The sequence below is a fragment of the Agaribacter marinus genome, from assembly GCF_030160655.1.
Taxonomy (GTDB): Bacteria; Pseudomonadota; Gammaproteobacteria; order Enterobacterales; family Alteromonadaceae; genus Glaciecola; species Glaciecola marina.
The window spans coordinates 171,425-192,079 of the sequence record NZ_BSOT01000005.1; the positions used below are offsets into that span (position 1 = coordinate 171,425).

Annotated in this window: 11 protein-coding genes and 1 pseudogene; 11 read left to right on the top strand and 1 reads right to left on the bottom strand. The window is 42.7% G+C overall.

Annotated features, from left to right (window positions below; all coding sequences use genetic code 11):
• Window positions 1–44: 44 nt before the first annotated feature.
• The 9 genes and pseudogenes from QQK00_RS02405 (at window position 45) to QQK00_RS02445 (ending at window position 17,399) form a co-directional block, all read left to right on the top strand.
• On the top strand, window positions 45–3,035 hold the full coding sequence (locus QQK00_RS02405) for a TonB-dependent receptor (protein WP_284217542.1): 2,991 nt from the start codon (window positions 45–47) through the stop codon (window positions 3,033–3,035).
• A complete protein-coding gene (locus QQK00_RS02410) occupies window positions 3,032–7,399 on the top strand; it encodes an alpha-1,6-glucosidase domain-containing protein (RefSeq protein WP_284215886.1) in 4,368 nt (1,455 codons plus the stop codon). Before QQK00_RS02405 ends, QQK00_RS02410 begins: the two co-directional genes overlap by 4 nt.
• 310 nt (window positions 7,400–7,709) lie before the next feature.
• Window positions 7,710–8,624 (top strand): hypothetical protein, encoded by a 915-nt coding sequence (locus QQK00_RS02415; protein WP_284215887.1) that lies wholly within the window; start codon window positions 7,710–7,712, stop codon window positions 8,622–8,624.
• A 140-nt stretch (window positions 8,625–8,764) separates the two neighbouring features.
• On the top strand, window positions 8,765–10,783 hold the full coding sequence (locus tag QQK00_RS02420; RefSeq protein WP_431307729.1) for an alpha-amylase family glycosyl hydrolase: 2,019 nt from the start codon (window positions 8,765–8,767) through the stop codon (window positions 10,781–10,783).
• A 3-nt stretch (window positions 10,784–10,786) separates the two neighbouring features.
• Window positions 10,787–13,396 carry a glycoside hydrolase family 31 protein gene (locus QQK00_RS02425; protein WP_284215888.1) on the top strand — a complete coding sequence of 870 codons (2,610 nt, stop codon included), beginning with the start codon at window positions 10,787–10,789 and terminating at the stop codon, window positions 13,394–13,396.
• A gap of 98 nt (window positions 13,397–13,494) precedes the next feature.
• Window positions 13,495–15,945 (top strand): methyl-accepting chemotaxis protein, encoded by a 2,451-nt coding sequence (locus tag QQK00_RS02430; RefSeq protein WP_284215889.1) that lies wholly within the window; start codon window positions 13,495–13,497, stop codon window positions 15,943–15,945.
• A 235-nt stretch (window positions 15,946–16,180) separates the two neighbouring features.
• Window positions 16,181–16,273 (top strand): annotated as a pseudogene (locus QQK00_RS02435) (transposase); the annotation flags it as partial.
• Between the two features lie 52 nt (window positions 16,274–16,325).
• Complete coding sequence (locus tag QQK00_RS02440) at window positions 16,326–16,688, top strand: hypothetical protein (RefSeq protein ID WP_284215890.1); 363 nt, start codon at window positions 16,326–16,328, stop codon at window positions 16,686–16,688.
• A gap of 342 nt (window positions 16,689–17,030) precedes the next feature.
• Window positions 17,031–17,399, top strand: coding sequence for a DUF4288 domain-containing protein (locus QQK00_RS02445; RefSeq protein WP_284215891.1), 369 nt, complete (start codon window positions 17,031–17,033; stop codon window positions 17,397–17,399).
• Between the two features lie 128 nt (window positions 17,400–17,527).
• Here QQK00_RS02445 and QQK00_RS02450 read toward each other — a convergent pair whose 3' ends face one another.
• Window positions 17,528–18,139 carry a TetR/AcrR family transcriptional regulator gene (locus tag QQK00_RS02450; RefSeq protein WP_284215892.1) on the bottom strand — a complete coding sequence of 204 codons (612 nt, stop codon included), beginning with the start codon at window positions 18,137–18,139 and terminating at the stop codon, window positions 17,528–17,530.
• A gap of 82 nt (window positions 18,140–18,221) precedes the next feature.
• Between QQK00_RS02450 and QQK00_RS02455 the strand changes: the two genes are divergently transcribed.
• On the top strand, window positions 18,222–18,959 hold the full coding sequence (locus QQK00_RS02455; protein WP_284215893.1) for an SDR family NAD(P)-dependent oxidoreductase: 738 nt from the start codon (window positions 18,222–18,224) through the stop codon (window positions 18,957–18,959).
• A gap of 811 nt (window positions 18,960–19,770) precedes the next feature.
• The gene (locus QQK00_RS02460) at window positions 19,771–20,628 is read left to right on the top strand and encodes an alpha/beta hydrolase (protein WP_284215894.1); all 858 of its coding nucleotides are present in this window, start codon (window positions 19,771–19,773) and stop codon (window positions 20,626–20,628) included.
• Window positions 20,629–20,655 lie beyond the last annotated feature (27 nt).

The following is a 20,655-nucleotide window of genomic DNA, read 5'->3' on the forward strand; positions in this document are numbered from 1 at the left end:
TTGATGTAGGCAATGATTGGCTAACACATACATGGGATACACTAATGAAAAAATTTTCCCCTAACAAAGTGACTTATTCAATTCGGTCATGCTTGGTGACAGTAGGGCTGATTTCAAGCAGTTTCATGCTATGCGCGCAAGATAACGTTGTGTCTGACGCAAACGCGAATGACAAAGACGTTGAAGTTATTGAAGTTCAGGGCTATAGCACTAGCCTGATTAAATCGCTCAATCAAAAGCGATTCAGTGATACTGTAACTGAGCAATTATCTGCGGATGACTTAGGTGGTTTGCCTGATGTTTCTATTGCGGATGCTTTGACTCGATTGCCAGGTATATCCGCGGTAAGAACGGGTGGACAGGCGGCAGAGATTAATATTCGAGGCTTGTCGGGAGATTTTGTATTCTCGACACTTAATGGTCGCGAGCAAGTATCGACGACCGGCAGTCGCTCAATTGATTTTAGCCAGTACCCTACTGAGCTCATATATAGCGGCGCTGTCTATAAATCACCCAAGGCATCACTAATTGAAGGTGGTGTTGCGGGGAGCGTGGAACTGACCACTGCAAGCCCATTATCAAATAACGATACGCATACATTTAATGCCAATATTCGTGGCATGTACAACGATAGGGCGGGTGAAGTCGCTGATGCAGACGAATTTGGTCATCGTATTAGTTTTGCATATCAAGGGCAGTTTTTAGATAACACCTTGGGCCTTGCTTTAGGCTACGCGAGGTTGTTTCAGCCTAGCGTATCAACTCAGTTTATTGGCCTTGCCTATAACAAGACACTGACAGAAGACAACTGTACTGGCTGCGAAGGCGTGCAAATGTCCGAAGGCTTTGAGATGCAACATAAAGGGGGGAAAGAAACTCGTGACGGTTATGTTGCAACAATCGAATGGGCACCGGTAGACAACTTTACTTTAAAAGGTGACGTTTTTTATTCCAAGTTTGACTCCGAGGAATTTGCGCGCGGATTTAGAGTAAAGTTAGAGGCACCAAACGCCGTGATTGCAAATCCAGTCATTCAAGACAATCATCTCATTGGCGCTACTGTTAATCGCGTTGCCAGTGGTTTTACGCGTGTGGAACTTGTGAATGATGACAACCAAGACTTTGACGAAATATTCAATGTCGGTGTTAATGCGGATTGGCAAATTAACGATCGATTGGCAGTCAATATCGATATATCTCACTCTTCTGGTGAGAATGATTTTAGAAATGGCCTATTGTGGTCATTAGTGGCTGAGGACGCCAATCAAAACGAGCCTGTACTCGACACGAATATTTCTATTAGTTATTTACTGAACGGGCTTAACCTGCCTGATCTTGGGTTTAATCAAGCTGATGCATTTTCTGACATTAGCCGAGTGCTAGTATCTAAATACGGGATCTATCCCTTCCAAAATACAGATGAGTCTGATGCCTATCGACTTGATTTTAGCTATGACTTAGAGACTGAATATGTGCGGTCAATTGAATTTGGTGCACGTTATTCTGACCGAGAATACGCCAATGACCGTAGTGTGTTTGAATTTGGCAGCGACGCCAGTTTCTTAAGTTCGCAACCACCGTTGCAAATAAGCAGCGATTTTGCGGAAGTCGTCGATTGGGAAGGTGATTTTAACTACTTTCCCAGTTATCTATCCATTGATTTAGATAGTGCGTTAAACGCTTGGTTTCCTACCGGTGTGCCTCAACCTGTGCAAAGCTGGGGAGGATATTCAGGAGTTTTAAATCCGACTGAAGGCATTGTTCGACCTGACACATCATGGTCTGTGCTAGAGAGCGGGCAAGTATTTGAAGAGATTACCGCTGCCTATATCATGGCAAATCTTGATTTTGAAGTAGGCGATATGCCTGTGTCTGGTAACATTGGTGTGCGCATGGTTGACACCAAACAAGCGTCTACCTTTTATCAAGACGTAGGCGGTGATATTGAGGCTGGCGCGCAGTTAATTGCAGACGATATCGGTTTAATAACTGATCAATACCGTTTAGTCGTGTTGGAAGACACCTATACGGATTATTTGCCTTCACTCAATCTTAATTTTCAATTAACGGACAATCAATACATTCGTTTTGCTGCTGCAAAAGTAATGGGCAGACCGCCCATTGATGAAATGTTTGCGAACGCGCGCGTTGACGTGAGCCTGCCAATCGCTGAGCGCGATGTTGATACGGGTGAAATCAATATTAGTGCAGAAGCCGAAGTATCCGGTCAAAACAGCAATAGTCCGTTTTTACGCCCGTTTTATGCAACACAATACGATTTATCATATGAGTACTATTTCACTGAAACAGACGGTGCGTTTGTTGCAGCGTTGTATTACAAGGACATTGAGTCTTTTGTTGATCGCAACACGACAGATCCATATGACTTTCGCGCAAATGGGTTTGAAGTCCCCGAAAATATTGATATTCCGGTGCAAGAACGTGACTTAAATGACCCCGACACGCTGTTGCCTGTTTTCGATAGTGATGGCAATCCATTAACGGTTAGCGTACCGGTGGTGGATGGTGCGTATACAACCGCCATCAACAACTCTGAAGGTGGTTACATTCGAGGTATTGAACTCGCTTATACGCAAATATTCAGTTTCTTACCGGGTGCATGGTCTGGTATGGGGGTAAATTTGTCCTATTCGCATACCGAGACTGAAATTGTCAGGCAAGCGGATACTAGCCGTGGGATCTATACCGCCGAACTGCCCGGACTGTCACCCAATGTGTTTTCAGGCACGTTGTTTTGGGAATTGGATGGCTTCGAGACGCGAATCAATGCTCGCTACCGCGACCCCTTTGTTTCTCAGCAAGTGGCGGTCAATAATCAGGTCGTCAACTTCGATTCTGAATTAGTTGTAGATTATCAGGCGTCTTATCAAATCAATGACAATATAAGTGTGCTTTTTCAAGCAAATAACTTAACTGATGAGCCGACAAAGTCATTCTTTGGTAACGAATCTCGTACCGGCACTATCCAATATTTTGGTACGCAATACTTCTTGGGGCTAACGTATTCATTATGAAAAATTTAAATAAACTATTTACAAGATGCTCATTGGTAAGCAAATTTACGCTGATATTTGTAGTGTTGTTTTTAACTGCCTGCGGTGGTTCGGATATTGAACCTGGCGACACACTGCTTACCTGTAATGTTCCCAATGTACCGAATGCGGCTGGCAGTGCTTGTGTGCCACCGCCACCAATAAGTTGCCCTGCGCCAACAGTGCCAAATGCAAGTAATGATGCGTGTGTGGTGGGGTTCAACGAGAACTTGCCCGACCCTGTGTTTGCGCCTTCAGCGCAACAGGCGGTACTTTATTACAATAGAGCCGACGTGGACGCTGACAATAGCGCGAACGATAAAGCCTATGAAGGATGGCGTTTGCACACATGGAATAATGACGCCTGTGATGCCTATGCCGATGCCGACACACAATGGGCTAATGGCCGCGTGCATGACGGTATAGATCCAACATATGGCGCTTATTGGATACTTGATTTAAAAGACGGTCATGATAACTGCCACAATTTTATTATTCACATTGGCACTGATGATGCGGGTAAAGAATTGGGCGGTGGCGATTTTTCTGCCAAGTTAGATCAAGACGACCCGCGCTTTGCTCGTATGAATTTCACTCTGTCTGGCGAGCCACGCGTCTTTGAATTTCCAATTGATAGCTTAGGTGAGCAGCCCGTTAAAATTGAAGGCGCGCAGGCGCATTGGTTAGACACTGATGTTTTATTGTGGAACGTTGATTTTAGTGTTGTCAGCTCAGTCAAACTGCATTACTCAGAAAATGCAGATATGGAAATAACCCTCGAAGATGGCGTGATAAATAGTACAGCAATTGAGCTAACAGAGTCAGCCCTCACCGAGTCTCAGCAAATGATTGCGCCGCACTTATCGGGGTTACCAGCGTTCATGGGGACTTGGTCAGCGGAAGACGCCAAAGCGGTCCTTAAAACACAAGTTATCCTCGGCGCTTATGACGTGGACGGGAAGCTTGTTGCTGCCACAGGTGTGCAAATACCCAATGTACTAGACCAATTATATACGGCTGGTCAAAACGATGCAGATGAGGCAGTTTTAGGGGCATTTTATGAAAATGGCAGCATTCATGCGAACCTTTGGGCACCCACCGCCATTAATGTCATGCTTAACTTATATGGTGAAGACAAACGCTTAGTCACAAGTCATCAGATGGATGCAGACACCGCGACTGGTATTTGGTCGCTTAGTTTAGGCGAAGAGGCCGACAGGCAACTCTATCGTTATGAAATTACCGTGTATCATCCTGTGACCGGCAAAATTGAAGTCCTTGAAGTGACTGATCCCTATTCTTTGAGTTTGTCAACAAACGGAAGGTTCTCTCAGTTCGTGAATTTGAATGATGATGATTTAAAACCCGACGGTTGGGAGACGCATACTATTCCTACCGTTGAGAATTTTGAAGACATCGTTATTTATGAAGGGCATGTGAGAGATTTCAGCATTCGAGATCAAAGTACGTCTGAAGCTAATCGCGGAAAATACCTGGCTTTTACAGAAAAAAGCTCGTTACCAATGCAGCATTTAACCAGTTTAGCCCAGGCTGGCGTCACGCATTTCCATGTATTGCCTGTAAACGACATTGCAACAGTGAATGAAGACAGTGCGCGTTCTATTGATTGGACGAGTAAGGTGCAATCATTTTGTGCGCTTGTTCCAGCTGCGCAAGTATGTAATGACGGCACAGATAAAAGCCAAACAGTCGCAGCCTTATATCAAAGCTTTGACGTGCTAACTAACCCAGGTGCAGCGCAAGTGTTGACGGAGCAGATTAGAGGTGTCGATCAATTTAATTGGGGATATGATCCTAAACACTTTAGCGCACCGGAAGGCAGTTATGCGTCTGATCCAGAAGGTGTTGCACGAATTATAGAACTTCGCGAAATGGTGCAAGGCTTACATGAAGTAGGTTTACGCGTCGCCTTAGATGTTGTTTATAACCATACGAATGCATCGGGTGTATTTGCAAACTCTGTATTAGACAAAGTCGTTCCTGGGTATTACCACCGTTATACAATAAATGAGGGCAGTATTGTTCGAGAAACATGCTGTGATGACACTGAACCTCGCAATCGTATGATGGAAAAACTGATGGAAGACTCCCTTACGATGTGGGCGAGTCAATACAAGTTTGATAGTTTCCGCTTTGACATCATGTCACAAGCGTCAAAAACCACGATGGTAAACCTATTTGACGCCGTGAAATCCATCGACCCCGATACATACTTTTATGGTGAAGGTTGGGGTAAGAATACATCGAGCTACGGCGATTTTGAAATTGCCAGTCAGTTTAATATGGCCGGCACTGAAATCGGTACTTTTAACGACAGGATCAGAGAAGCCGTGCGTCAAGGGAATATCTTTGCTAGAGAATCATCCGATGCGGCACTAAACGATCAAGACCGTGTGAAGATGAGCTTGGCCGGTACCTTAACTGACTTTGTAATTAGCACCCGTAACGGCAACGATTCTGAAACAAGTGCACTTGGTGGTTATGCGCTTGACCCTGCTGATATCATTAATTACGTCAGTAAACACGATAACGAAACATTGTGGGATCAGTTTAACTATGTGTTGCCAGATGACTTGAGTTTACTTGAGCGTGTAAGGGCGCAGAATGTGGCGCAAGGCATTAATTTGATGTCTCAGGGGATTCCATTTTTACAAATGGGCGGTGACTTCTTACGCTCGAAATCGATGGATAGAAATACCTTTGACGCCGGCGACTGGTTTAACTACGTTGATTTTACTATGGAAACCAACAATTGGAATGTCGGTTTACCTTTGGCGCAAGACAACGAAGGCCGTTGGACCGAAATATCACAATTCATGAACTCGCCTGAAAGAGCATCTTCGATGACGGAGATTGAATTTGCGGCTACTATTTTTAGGGAATTCTTGAGTATTCGTTCTAGCAGCCCTTTGTTTAGGTTAACTACCGCTGACGATATTAAGCAGCGAGTGGGTTTTCATAACTTAGGAAGCGATCAACAGCAGGGCTTAATTGCCATGAGTATTGATGATGGCATTAGCATAAGCGAAGACCAGGCGTCGTTGATTGATCTAGACCCCAATTATGACGCCTTGATGGTGATTATTAACACGGGATATCAAGAGAAATCTATTGACGTGCGCACTGCATCAAACTTTGACTTACACCCTGTCCTCATTAATTCAATCGACCCAGATGTGCGAAGTGCCAGCTACATCGATACGTCTACTGACGAGCAGGTAGCAGGTAGTTTTACTGTACCACCATTAACGATTGCTGTTTTCGTGAAGCACCAAGGAGATGCACAAGGACGTGGTTTGTCCGCGTTTGCTACCATTGGCGCGCCAGACATTGTGCCGTTTGGTGATACAAACGTATTTTTGCGTGGTTCGCTAAATGGTTGGAGTGAAGACAACCCAATGGAATATTTGGGTGATGGGGTATATCAAGTCAGTGCGACACTTGTTGGCGGCGAAGAAATAGAGTTTAAAATTGCGTCTGCAGATTGGGCGACAGTGAACTTAGGGAATGATAATGGTGGTGTTGATGAGGGCATTATCAAAGGCCTCGAAAGTGGGCAGGGGAACATGCGCTTTACACCACTACTTGATGGTACTTATGTATTCACAGTAAATGCCTCATCTATAAGTACGCCTACCTTATTGATAACGAATGAAGAACCGTTTGTTGGCACGCCAATATTTGTAAGAGGCGGCATGAATGGCTGGGGTACCACTGACGAATTGGCATATCAAGGTAGTGGCGTATATGCCATTACGCTCGATTTAGATGCGCAAGACTATCAGTTTAAGATTGCTAATGCGGATTGGGCGATGCCGAACTTGGGGAGTGTGTCAGATGATATTGATGACAATACTATCCAGCTTGGCCAAGCTTTGCCATTGTTAGAAAATGGCGGTAACCTAAATTTAAGTATAAGTGAAGCAGGCAGTTATGTATTCGTGCTAGATGTGTCAGACGTAAACGCGCCGCTTGTCAGTGTATATAACGCTGCATTTTTTGCCGAAACGACGGTATTTATCCGAGGTGACATGAATGGCTGGGGAACGGATGATGCACTTGTATGGGACTCGGGGAGCTACATAGTTGATGTTTCGTTAGACGCAGGCAGTTATAACTTTAAAGTTTCCAGTGAAGACTGGGCCACGTTTAATTTTGGTGGTGAAGACGGGAATAGTAATGTACTTGTCGGCAGTGACTTTAGCTTGTCGGGCGGAAACAATCCTCCGAATTTATTGATAAACGTTGAAGAGGCTGGGCGCTATCGGTTTACGGTGTCAGGCTTAAACCCCACAAGCCCACAGTTGACCGTGTTGAAGCTATAACTATATTTACCAGATAGTTTACATAGTAAAAATACAAAAGAGTTTGCCTTGTGCAAACTCTTTTTTTACATTTTATTTGTATGTAAATTAAACAGATGATAGCGTTAACGGTTATGTCGCTTTACGAACGAAGATAAAAGAACTAAGCTAAAAGTAGTAGGAACTTGTCACAAAGCTACTTGTCGTAGTTTTATAAGAATTAGAATTCATTGTGGTATAGCCGAATAATTGAGCTCAGATGAGCTATATGTTGTTGGAGTTGTGGTATGTTTTGCCGTAGATATATTGCCCAAAAAATGTCTGCTACTGCATGAAAGCATTTAACGTTAGCGTGATGCAAAAACTACTAATTGTTATCAGTGGTTTGCTGTTTGCAAGTTTAGGGCACGCCAACTATGAGACGAATGGTAATATTGTTGATATCAAAATTGCTATCGACAAAACGATTGTTGACAATCATCCTGAGTTGGTAAATGGCGACATATGCGTCAATTTAGATACTTACCTTACTTCATTAGAACGCCCCCCCATTGGTTTAATGATTATGTGCCGAGCCTTTGAACTTGGCCGCCTTAATGTCAACATTATTTTGATTGAATCACCGAGTTATAATCGCTCACTTCGGATGGTAGAAGACGGCTTAGTACATACAATGTCTGAGAGCGTTTGGGTCTCTGATATTGACCATGCGCGTATACTAAGGACAACACCGGTGTTGCCAGTGGGTGAGTTTGAAAAGGGTGTGTATGTCCTTGCAGATCATCCTTTAACATTAGCCAATAACGACGAAGTATTGGATAAATTTACGGGCGTGACGATAAAAACGTGGAATCATGATTGGCGAATCATTAATGAATTAAGCTCAAACGTTGTACCCGCATCTCGTTATGAGCATCTGGTCAATGTGATGCAAGCCGGCAGAGGGGATTTTACCTTGCTGGAATTCCCGCAAAACAAAGAATTAGAACTAATGGTGCTAGGCGTTAAAATGAAACCTGTACCGGGCATAAAAGTCGTTATTCCTGAAAGCCGAGTGCTTGTTGTTACAAAGCAAGGTGATATTGCTGAGTTTCTTGGTCAAATGATTAATGACGGTGTAAAGACCTTGAATGAAAATGGCGAAACTAAGGCCTTGTATCAGACGATGGGCTTTCACAATCCAGTCACTGCAAATTGGCGCGTACTCAATACCTTTGCTAATGGGATAAACGGCCCTAACAGCTAATAATCACGAAGACAAACGCGTTGAATACGTATGTAATTGTTTTAACATATTGTTAACGGTTATGCTGTGTCCAATTAACTAGTTGGCAGCATAAAATGATTCAATCTTCTCGATGGCTTGGGAGCCACGCTTCTTTATTTATGGCGAGTAAAGTCGCACTTTGCGTCTGTACCAGTGTACTTGTTTTTGCTTGTAGTCCCTATAATCAAGAAAGTGATGACTCTCTTGCAAAGCAATCACATATGCAGACACCGAAAAACCTTATGTCTAATACGCCTAGTCGCAATGAAACCCGCAGCAAACAAATGAAACACCATGCCTTGGGACATGGTAAGCCGGTCATTTATCAAGTGTTTACTCGCTTGTTTGGCAATACTATGACAACAAACAAACCTTGGGGAACTATTGAAGAGAATGGTGTAGGTAAGTTTGCGGATTTTACCGATGAGGCATTGCAAGGTATTAAAGCGCTTGGTACGTCATATGTTTGGTACACAGGCGTGCCTCATCATGCCGTGGTGAATGATTATTCTGTCATTGGCATTAGTGCAGATGACCCAGATGTTGTAAAAGGTAGAGCTGGATCACCTTATGCTGTCAAAGACTACTATAACGTTAACCCTGATCTTGCACTTGATCCCATGCATCGCTTGGCTGAATTTGAAGCGCTTATTGCACGCACTCATGCAAATGACCTAAAGGTTATTATCGACATTGTGCCAAATCATGTGGCGCGCAAATACGCGTCTTTAAGCTTACCAGAAGGCCAAACAAATTTTGGCAGTAAGGACGATGTAACTCGTACTTATGCCAGAGACAACAATTTTTATTATGTACCGGGCGAAACGTTTAGTGTGCCAGAATCAACTAAATATAAACCACTTGGCGGTCAAGCACATCCGCTGTCTGATGGTAAATTTGACGAAAATCCCGCTAAATGGACAGGGAATGGCTCACGTTTAGCTCAACCCAATATTAATGACTGGTATGAAACCGTTAAGGTGAACTATGGTGTTAGACCTGATGGTAGTTATGACTTTCCTCGTTTGCCTGAAGAATACCGTACTTTGGATACGAGTGCGCATCATGCGTTTTGGCAAAACAAGGTACTGCCAGACTCTTGGTATAAATTTGAGGCGATTGCGCATTATTGGTTAAAGAAAGGGGTGAATGGTTTTCGCTTCGACATGGCCGAAATGGTGCCTGTGGAGTTTTGGTCATTTTTAAACGCGTCAATCAAACAAAAATACCCAGAAACCTTGTTGCTAGCTGAAGTGTATAACCCAAGTTTATACAGAGACCATATTCAACTCGGGAAAATGGACTACCTGTATGACAAGGTAGGCTTTTATGATGATCTTAAAAACGTAATGCAAGGACAAGGCGACATATCAAAGGTGCTTAACAGCCAAGCCGCTGTTGCCGACATCTCAGCCAATATGTTGCATTTTTTGGAAAATCACGACGAGCAACGCATTGCTAGCCCAGAATTTACCGGGAGCGCGGAAAAAGGCAAGCCAGCATGGGTAGTATCGGCGCTAATTAGTGACTCACCAAGCATGCTGTATTTTGGACAAGATGTCGGTGAGGATGGCAATGAAGATGCTGGTTTTGGTAAACCAAGCCGCACGAGTATTTTTGACTACGTAGGCGTACCCGCACACCAGCGTTGGATGAATGGCGGTAAATTTGATGGTGGAGCTTTATCAGACGCTGAAAAAGCGCTACGCCAGTTTTATATTGATGTGACAAATATTTCTGCACGCCATGCGGCTATGTTTGGCGAATATACTCCCCTGCATTCGCTAAACTTGTCTGTGGTATCCGCTTATTCAGAGCGACAACTGGCATTTGTTCGTCATACCGATTCAAAAGCATTGGTTGTGATGAGTAATTTTGCTACAAACGCTGTCGAGTTTGATTTACGTTTACCAATTGATTTAATTGCGCAGTGGGGGGTGAGTAGCGGTAACTATGCGCTTAAAGATGTAATATCAGGCGATGTTTACATGTTAAATGTCGCTGAAAACTACAACAGTGTCACAATACCTGTAAGGCTTGATGCGCTAGGCAGTGTCATTCTTGAACTTGATATTGCCGCAGCTGTATCGGCAAGCAACACTGTAAATCAATTAACAAGCAGAGTTGTGGGGCAGTAGGGCATGAAAACTATGTATGAATGTATGGGTTACCCTCACGTATTTCAAAAAACACGCCACTTAATCGCAAATATCATTGTAGTCATTGGCTTATGTTTTGGCTACAACGCCGCAACTGCTGCAGATGATGCTGTATCGACATCCCTCATTACAGCCGATGACAATTCATTTGCCCATACTCAACTGCTCGATATCCAAAAAACACCGACGAGTATTGACATCACCTTAAATACTGGTGAGGTGAGCATTGTTCCGTTAAACAAAGGGACGGTTGAGGTCTTTTATCAGCCAGACAATATTCGTCAATTGCCTTCTTTTGCAATCGATCGAGGCGCCATTAAGTCTGTAGATGTGTCACTCACACCGATGACTTATTCGCATTCTGTTTCTGGCGATCTTGGGATAAATGAAGGGGACAAGAAAGGCTATAAAATATCCTTGCCTAGCTTTGATATTCATGTGCACACGTCGCCGTTTAAGTTGCAGTACTTTCGAGACGGTGAGTTGCTTATTTCCGAGGCACCAGGTCTATTTGTGCACGACACCATGCGAGGTTTTCGTTTTGCCTTTAATGAACAAGACCTTAGTGGTGACTATAAACCCGAAAAAATAATGGGTGGCGGGCAACGGGTTCTCGGCATGGATAGGCGCGGCCATCGAATGCCATTGTACAATAAAGCGCACTATGGATATAACGGCAAATCGACCCAAATGTACTTTGGTTTGCCAGCCATTATGTCAGAAAAAGGCTACGCCATAGGCTTTGACAATAGTGCACGCGGCACCCTTGATATTGGGCATACCGAATCTAATATTTTGCAGTTTGACGCCGTTGGTGGCAGAACGTCTTACCTGTTTTCCGCAGGAGATAACGTAGTTAATACGGTAAAGCATTTTGTATCTGCGACTGGTAAGCAGCCTTTGCCACCGCGGTGGGCTCTAGGTAATTATGCCTCGCGATTTGGTTACCGAAGTCAAGCTGAAGCCTTGAACGTTATCGAAGCGTTTCAAACACAGGATTTTCCAATAGATGCATTGGTACTTGACCTATATTGGTTTGGTAAAGATATTAAAGGTCATATGGGGAATCTTAGTTGGGATCTCGATGCTTTTCCTGATCCTGAGGGCATGATTGATACACTCAATCGCAACGGTGTGAATACGATACTCATTACAGAACCTTTTATTTTATCTAGCGCCAAGCAGTGGGCATCTGCAGTAAAGCATAAGGCCTTAGCCAAGAATATTGCCGGTGCGCCTCGTCGTTTTGACTTTTATTTTGGTAATACTGGTTTAGTGGATGTATTTGACCCAGCTGCACAAGATTGGTTTTGGCAGTTTTATGAAGACTTGAATAAACAGGGTGTGGCTGGCTGGTGGGGAGACTTAGGCGAACCAGAAGTGCACCCATCTGATAGTTTACACCGTTTGAATGATAAGTATGTCACCGCTGATGAAGTACACAATGCTTATGGACATCAGTGGGCAAAAATGGTTTATGAACGCCAGCGCAAAGCAAGACCAAGTGAGCGGCCGTTTGTAATGATGCGGGCTGGATTTTTAGGGTCGCAGCGATACGGTATGATCCCTTGGACAGGCGACGTAGAGCGTTCTTGGGCTGGTTTGCGTCCACAAGTAGAGTTAGCTTTACAAATGAGTATGTTTGGTTTGGCTTATACCCATTCAGATTTAGGCGGGTTTGCCGGTGGTGAGCAATTTGATCCTGAACTATATATTCGCTGGATGCAATACGGTGTTTTTCAGCCAGTATATCGGCCGCATGCGCAGGACCATATTGCACCTGAACCTATTTTTCATGATGAGAATACTAAAAATATCGTGAGAGAGTTTGTAAAATTACGCTACCGGTTGTTGCCATATAATTATAGTTTATCTATCGAAAACGCGTTAACGGGCATGCCTATGATGCGTCCGCTTATTATGCATCACTCTGACGCTAGTTTTAATACCACCTCTGCTTATTTATGGGGCGAGCACTTTTTAGTCTCACCCGTATTAAAGGCAGAAGCGACGAGTCAAATGGTCGAATTGCCAGATGGCATTTGGTTTGATTACTTTTCTGGTCAACGATATATAGGAGGTAGCGCGCGTGCGATAAACACAAATTTGGAGACCTTACCAGTATTTGTTAAAGCAGGGAGCTTTATTCCAAGTACTAAGGATATTCCTAATACGCGTGCATATTCGTCGGCACAATTGGATATTACCTATTATGCTGATGAGGCGGCAAAAACAAGTGATTACCGCTGGTATGATGATGACGGGAAAGACCCCAACAGCCTCACAGAAAACGCATACAACCAAGTGGATTTTGCGAGTGCGCATGATGCAGATTCCCTCTCGTTTACGATCAACGGCAAAGGATTATACAAAGGCGCTCCTAAAGACAGAACGTTCTCATTTACAATACGAGGTCTACATACAAAACCCAAGAAAGTTACCGCCACCAACAAAGTAAATACTGAACAAAAAAGCAAACAATTAAACACACAATGGTCATGGGATGAAGAGAGCCAGATACTGACGTTTCAGGTAACAATGACGACCGTTAATGACGTTATGAGTGTATTGGTCAGCAAAAACCTTAACTAAAATGATGTTTGTTCCGATAAAGATGTGTCAGTCAGCATTTTCCTCCGATGTTTTTAGTTTGCTACTGGCAAAATTATAAATAATTTTGAAGGCATACTATGAAAATCAAGACAAAGATGCTCATAGGAGGGATTCTGTTGGCAACGCTACCAGTATTAATTGGTAGCTATATTATTGGAAAGTCTGCGGTAGATGTTGGCAAAGCGTCATTAGAAGATGATGCACGGCGATCGTTAGTTGCTATTCGCGACATTACTGCGACACAAATATCCAGCTATATTAAAGATATAGAAAAACAAGCATTGACAATGTCAGATAATCTTATGGTGATTGACGCCATGCAAGATTTTAGTCAGGCATTTGCGCGTTATTCTAATGATGCAAACGCCATTGCAATTGCACCAGAACAAGAGAAGCAAAAAAGTATAAAAGCCTATTACACTGAACAATTTGGTGCGCGATTTACTGAACTCAATCAACGCGCACCCAATAATGCCGACGCTATCATAGCGCAATTACCAAATAACGCCTTAGCACTTCAATTCGATTTTATTAGTGACAACCCAAACCCTTTGGGCAGCAAGCAACTAATGAACGAAACGGCGCATAGTACGGAATACGACGTCTTTCACGCAAAGTACCACCCCATTTTTAGAGACTATATTGAACGATTTGGTTTTTACGATTTGTTCTTGGTAGACCATGATACTGGCGAAATTGTGTACTCAGTCTTTAAAGAATTAGATTTTGCGACGTCGTTAAAAAATGGGCCATATGCCAACTCTGGTATTGGTGAGGCGTATGAAATGGCAGAAAACTTATCGAATAAGGATGACACTTATTTAAGCGATTTTGCTGAATATTACCCTTCATACAATGCACCAGCGTCATTCATTAGTACGCCAATTTATAACGGCGAACGCAAGATTGGTATTTTAATTTTACAAATGCCTGTAGATAAAATTAACCAAGTGATGACGCACAATCAGGAATGGGAAGAGACTGGACTTGGTATGTCGGGTGAAACCTATTTGGTTGGCGAAGACTTTACCATGCGTAGCAATGGGCGGTTTTTATTAGAAGATAAATCAGCATATTTGGCATTGATGCATGAGGTGGGTTTGCCAGCGGATGTCATTGAAGCACTTGGCGTGCAAGAGACTTCGATTGGTTTACAACCGGTTAAAACGCAGGGTACAGAAGCAGCCCTTGCAGGAGAGAGCGGTTTTGCTATTTTTGATGATTATCGCGGGGTTTCGGTGTTATCCGCATATAAACCTGTGGATATAAAAGGTTTAAACTGGGTCATTATGAGTGAAATTGATGAAGCCGAAGCCTTTGCTTCAATCGAGGCGTTGCGAGCAAATACAACGACAATTGCGCTAATCATATTAGCGATTTCGGGCGTTCTCGGACCCTTAGCTGCATGGTTGTTAGCGAAGTCGATGGTAAAACCAATCAGCGATCTTAAAGAGACAATATTGTGTTTAGTCGAAGGTGAGGGAGACCTAACTAAACGTGTTGACGTGCAAGGAAAAACAGAAGTAACCGAAGTGGCGCTTAGTTTAAATAAGTTCATTGACCATTTAGATGGAACGTTTTCAAATTTAATAAAATCGGCAATGCGTTTAGTGCCTATGTCGAAAGAGCTTTCGGATGGCAACATTGAGATTACAAAAGCCGCAAATGAACAAAACAAGCAGATCTCAGTATTAAGAGACCGAATTCTTGCGGCAGGTGAGTCATCGGATAAAGTAAAACAAGAGTCTGATGCCATCATGGATGAAAGTAATGAAGGCACTCGGAGTGTAACCGATGGCCTGAGAGTGTTTGATGAGACCACAGGCGAAATGGAAAAACTTACCGATATTATTGGCGAGACTACTTCGTCTGTCGATTCATTAAAGTCCCAGAGTGACAAAATAGTCACTGTGATTGACGTTATTAGCGAGATTGCGGATCAAACAAACTTGCTTGCCTTAAACGCGGCAATTGAAGCCGCACGCGCTGGAGAAGCAGGTAGGGGATTTGCTGTTGTTGCTGACGAAGTAAGGTCGCTAGCGTCAAGAACGCGGCAATCGACGCAAGAAGTCTCAGCCATGGTTGAAGCAATACAATCGGGTACTAATATTGTTGTTTCAACCATGTCGCAAGGCATAGAGTCAACAAAATCATGTCAGAATAAAATACATGAAGCCAAAGATAAACTAGGTTTAATTAATACCACCATGAATCAAATAAATGGGCGGGTGACAGAAATCACTAAAACTGTGACCGAGCAACGATATAACTTCGACAAAGTATCGAAAGATTTTGATGATTTAGATTTGTGTTTTCATAACTCGCAACAGGCCAGTATGGTGTCGGTACAAGTGGGCATTGATATGAGCAAGATGAGCGTAAAACTTCACGGCATGGTTGATCATTTTAAGCTTACAGATTCAAATTGGAGCACCAAAAAGCGCGGTGGAGTGAGAATTGACCAAGAGATGGTCACGTCAATTGTACAAAACTCGAAAGATGAACAACCCGAGGATATGTTGTTTTAGCGCGATTGATGATTTAAATCTTAACATCTATAGGTAGTGCCGCTTATGATTATATACGGCGTTTGGGGCACTTTTCTCTTAACCGATGTGGCAGGCAAACACGGTTGTAGTTTGGGTTCGTTGAGTCGTTATTTCTCATCGTTTTTTTTGGGGGGGGATTAATTGTAATCCTCCCCGAAAAAAGTAGCACTTATAACTAGAAAATTCCGCTAATATATCAGCAAAGGAGTTTTCAATGAGAAAATCAAAATTTAGTGAAAGCCAAATCATGGCTATTCTTAAACAAAATGAAGGCGGTGTGTCGGTACCAGACTTGTGCCGCGAGCATTATTGCACACTTGTCTGTGCCCCTTAACCTAAAAGTTATGAGTCGTGTGTACATGTGTAAATTATTTATTTTTGCTCTGTTAGGTTTATTGTTCGCTTGCTCTGATAGTCAAACAAATAGAGATGGGTATGATTGGGTTCTTACAGCTGACCCTGAAAGTGACGCAATCTCAGCAGCTCATTCTGGTGATCGAGCATTAATTGGTGTTTCAGGTTTATTTGGCCGTGTTATTCCTGACGTTAGAGGGATACCATGTGATAAGCCTCAAGATGTGCGTTACTTAAAAATTGATGATGTAATTGATAGTTACGCAGAGAGAAAGTTTAACGCATTAGCTCCAATTTATGCAGAGCTATACAATTACAATTTGAGGGAATATTTTGATGCCAAAGGTCAGGATATTTGCAACTCATAACAAGCACATAAACTCGTTCACTAGGACCAAAATACAATAGCATGCTTTGTATGTTTTGCCGAGTTTATCAGCCTAGTAAGCACACTGAATTTTTAAACTGCTTGGCATCATCAAAAAACAGTGGTTTAAAAGGCTAGGCTGTTTTAAATTAGGCATTAATAAGCGACAAAAAGGATGCTTAATTTTGATGTTGGCAACAAGTTTCGACCGTTCACTGGTTGCCATTCTAACAAAAAAATCAAACCTCGTTGCGCTCGCAAAGGACAACTGCACGTGTGCCGCTGCGCGATTGTCGCGCACGTATAGTCGCCGTTTATTTAACAAGTTAGGTGCTAATTAGTAATGGATAAACATATTTCACCTGTCGGATGGTACGTAGGCACTTATATACTTAGATTTGTCGAACTCGAACAACAAGGTAATTTTGACGAAGATAACCGCTTTCTATGTTGGGAAAACACCGTTTTAGTAAAAGCAAAAGACAAACGTGAAGCCTACGACAAGATCGAAGCTATTGGCAAAGAGCATGATTACCCATACAAAGGTGGAAAAGAAGCAGTTGACGTTCAATGGTTCTATGAAGGGATCACAGAAATTATTGGAGTTTATGACGTTCTGGAAGATGGCTCTGAACTGTATTACAGCGAATCAAGACGCAAACTTAAAAATATTAGAAAACTGATTGGAAAAAAGGACGATTTTCATAGATGAACGCTCCTAACAAAAAAATTAAGTCATTCACTACGTTCGCTGGGACACAAACACGTGGGCTGCTTCGCATTTTAGCCCACGCATCTGCGCCCCTTATTTAAAAGTTAGGCAAACAAAATAATTCTTTGTTATGGGTAGCCTATTACCATGCCGGCCCTTTTCTCTATGTCCTTTGTCATAGTATCGCTTTTCAGTTCCGCTCTTGCTCTGAATACATAGCCTTGTCTTAAATCAAACATTAAGCGGGCTCTCTCTAGTGAGGGGAAATCTTTAGGTAATGTCCCTTTACTTTTTTCAAGCTCGAAACGTGATGCCAAGCGCTTATCGATATTGTCAATAGTATCCTTTAAAATGGGCTGAACACCATCCACGTCCCCCGAACTTGTCGCTACGCAAGAGCTTAAAAAACATCCCTTAGCACTACTTTCGTGCTCACTTGCGTTTTCAATCACTGCCTTGAAAAATTTTTTTACCGCTATATAAATATCAGGCTCACTTTCAAATGTGACCATAGGGGCGCAGGCATCGTTGGATGTATAGGCTTCTATAGCTTGCAAAAACAATGAATGCTTGTCGCCAAAGGTGGCGTATAGGCTTGGTCCGTTGATACCCATAGCGGTGGTTAAATCTTTCATCGATGCCCCAGCGTAACCCTTGAGCCAAAATACCTTCACTGCTGCCTGCAATGCGGCATCTCGGTCAAAATTTCTCGGCCTTCCAATCTTTTTTGTATCATTCATTATAAAACTCTTTTAGCGCTCCAATATTTAGCGTATGATTTTATATTAATCGTTACAAAACTCAATTGAAGGTAGGGTATTAATGGAAAACTTTAAGGTTATTGTTACTGGCGGAAGCCACGGTATAGGCAAGGCAACGGCACTTGAATTTGCAGCGAGAGGCGCTCATGTATTAATTACGGGACGAAACATGGGCCCACTCGATGAGGTCGCAAGCCAGCATAAAAATATCACAGCATTGGCGGCCGACAGTGCCGATCCATCAAGTGCCGAACTCATCATCAGTAACGCTATTAGCCTATGGGGGAAGTTGGACATCTTGGTGAATAACGCAGGAGCAGGTGCTATTTTGCCTCTGGAGGATGCCACAGAGAAGCAAATAACAGATATATTTTCCATAAATATTGTCGCTTCAAGTCTATTAGCCAGAGCAGCAATACCGCATTTAAAGGCTTCGAAAGGCGCAATCGTCAATGTGTCGAGTGCTATTGGAAGCAAACCTTCTGCAGGCCTCTCTCACTACGGTGCCAGCAAAGCGGCACTAGACTACCTAACTCGAGCCTGGGCTCTAGAATTAGCGCCTGAGATTAGAGTCAATGCTGTTGCTCCTGGGCCAACTGAATCTGGCGCCTTAACAGGCATGATGGGGCTTTCAAAAGAACAGGCCCAAGCTGTTATTGAGCAGGAAAAGGCGATAATACCTTTAAAACAAAGAGGTACACCCAAGGACATCAGTCGTTGGATTCTTATGCTGTCAGATCCTGCCTCCACTTGGGTTACAGGCCAAATCATAGGTATTGACGGAGGCTTTAGTTTGTAAGTATTTTATTGTAATGTTGATCAAGGGAGAATAAGTGCCTAACACATATGAGCCTCTGGTTAGTCAATAGGTACTAGTCGTCTTTTGATCACTTTTTCAAGGTCAATCTAAACCTCTGAGCTAAGCCGTATACTTCATCTGTCATAGTGGCTGTTAAGTCATCGCTTACAGCAAACACATATAGAGGCTCTCTTACGTGATCTCATCACAGCCTGTTGTTTCACCTTCCATGGTGATAACAGGGGCACTAGACATTCATCGGTTAACCCAGCACTGGCGCTATTCAAGCATAAGGTTGGACGTATCCACCAGTTAGTTTCAGGCTCAGGCTAGGTGTAAACGATTTAGCTCAGAGTATTGATGTACGCCCATTCGGTGTCTAATTGTAATCAGTACATTTGTGTGACAAACACTGTACAAATGGTTGAATCGTCGCAGTGGCAGACGAAGTTACCATTGGCGAAGTTTGAATGAGATGTTAGGTTATTTTCAGATTGAGCCATTGCGTGTAAGGAGCAGAAACGTACATGTTGACTGGTATTAGGAGCGTGTTTTACACGAGTGAATATATAACTGAGGAGCCGGATGCGGTAGTTCCGCACGTCCGGATCTGTGTGGGGGCGGCTCAGTAATGGGTCGTTCTACCACGATTATGTACTTAATATGCTGTTCATCGCCGTCAGGATAAAATCATCTAAAAGTCATAAGGACGTCAGGTATTTTGCATTCTAACCCTATACATTTAAACCCTTGTTGATTTATAGCAAGGACCTGTCAAGCAATTTTACAATTTACAAGTGAATGATTTTGTATGAAAAAGATTTTAGTTTTTTTGTTTTTGTTACCTTTCTTCAATGCTGGAGCAAGTGAGCACAAATTATACTCTATGCCTGGAACACAAGTTATTCCGATTAAAGATACTATATCGAATAAACAATACGAGCTACTCATCAAACTACCCGATAATTACGCGAAAAATAAGGAAAAAAATTACCCGGTTGTTTACTTTACAGATGCCGTCGAGCATATCGAATTATTATCATCTGCCTCATATATGATTATGAAAGATGTAATTTTAGTAGGCATTTCCTGGCAGAAAGACATTTCAGAGGATTTAAAGCAACAATATGGGGTTCATGTCAGTCGTTATATGGATTACACATTTAAGAAGACCATTAATCCAAGACATCCCAAAATAAAATTTGGCCAAGCTGATAATCACCTGGCTTTTATTCGCAAAGATGTTTTTAAGTTTGTAGAAAGCAATTACCGAACCGAACCGAACAATCGAACCTATTTCGGTTTTTCCGCTGGTGGAGTATTTGGTGTTTACGCACTAATGGTACAACCCGACACATTTAAAAATTACATTCTCGGTAGTGCATTGGACGAGGAAGTTCCTACACTCTTTGCTCAAGAACATGCTGCTTTAAAAAATACACAGTCTGCGATTAATGTCTTTACTTCTTATGGTGAATTAGAGAAAGAGGTAGGGCCATTTGTCGAAGATTTTGTTAGCAAACTAAGAAATAAAAAATATAAGGGATTAGCTTCAATAAAGAATATTGTTGTTGAGTCCTATGGACATAGCGATTCGTCTCCTCTGGTGGCGGCACACAGTTTGAAATGGTTAAAAAGCTTGCAGCCAAAGTCAAAAGAAGATAAGTAATAGTTGGCTATTAGCTCCTTCGTTGCA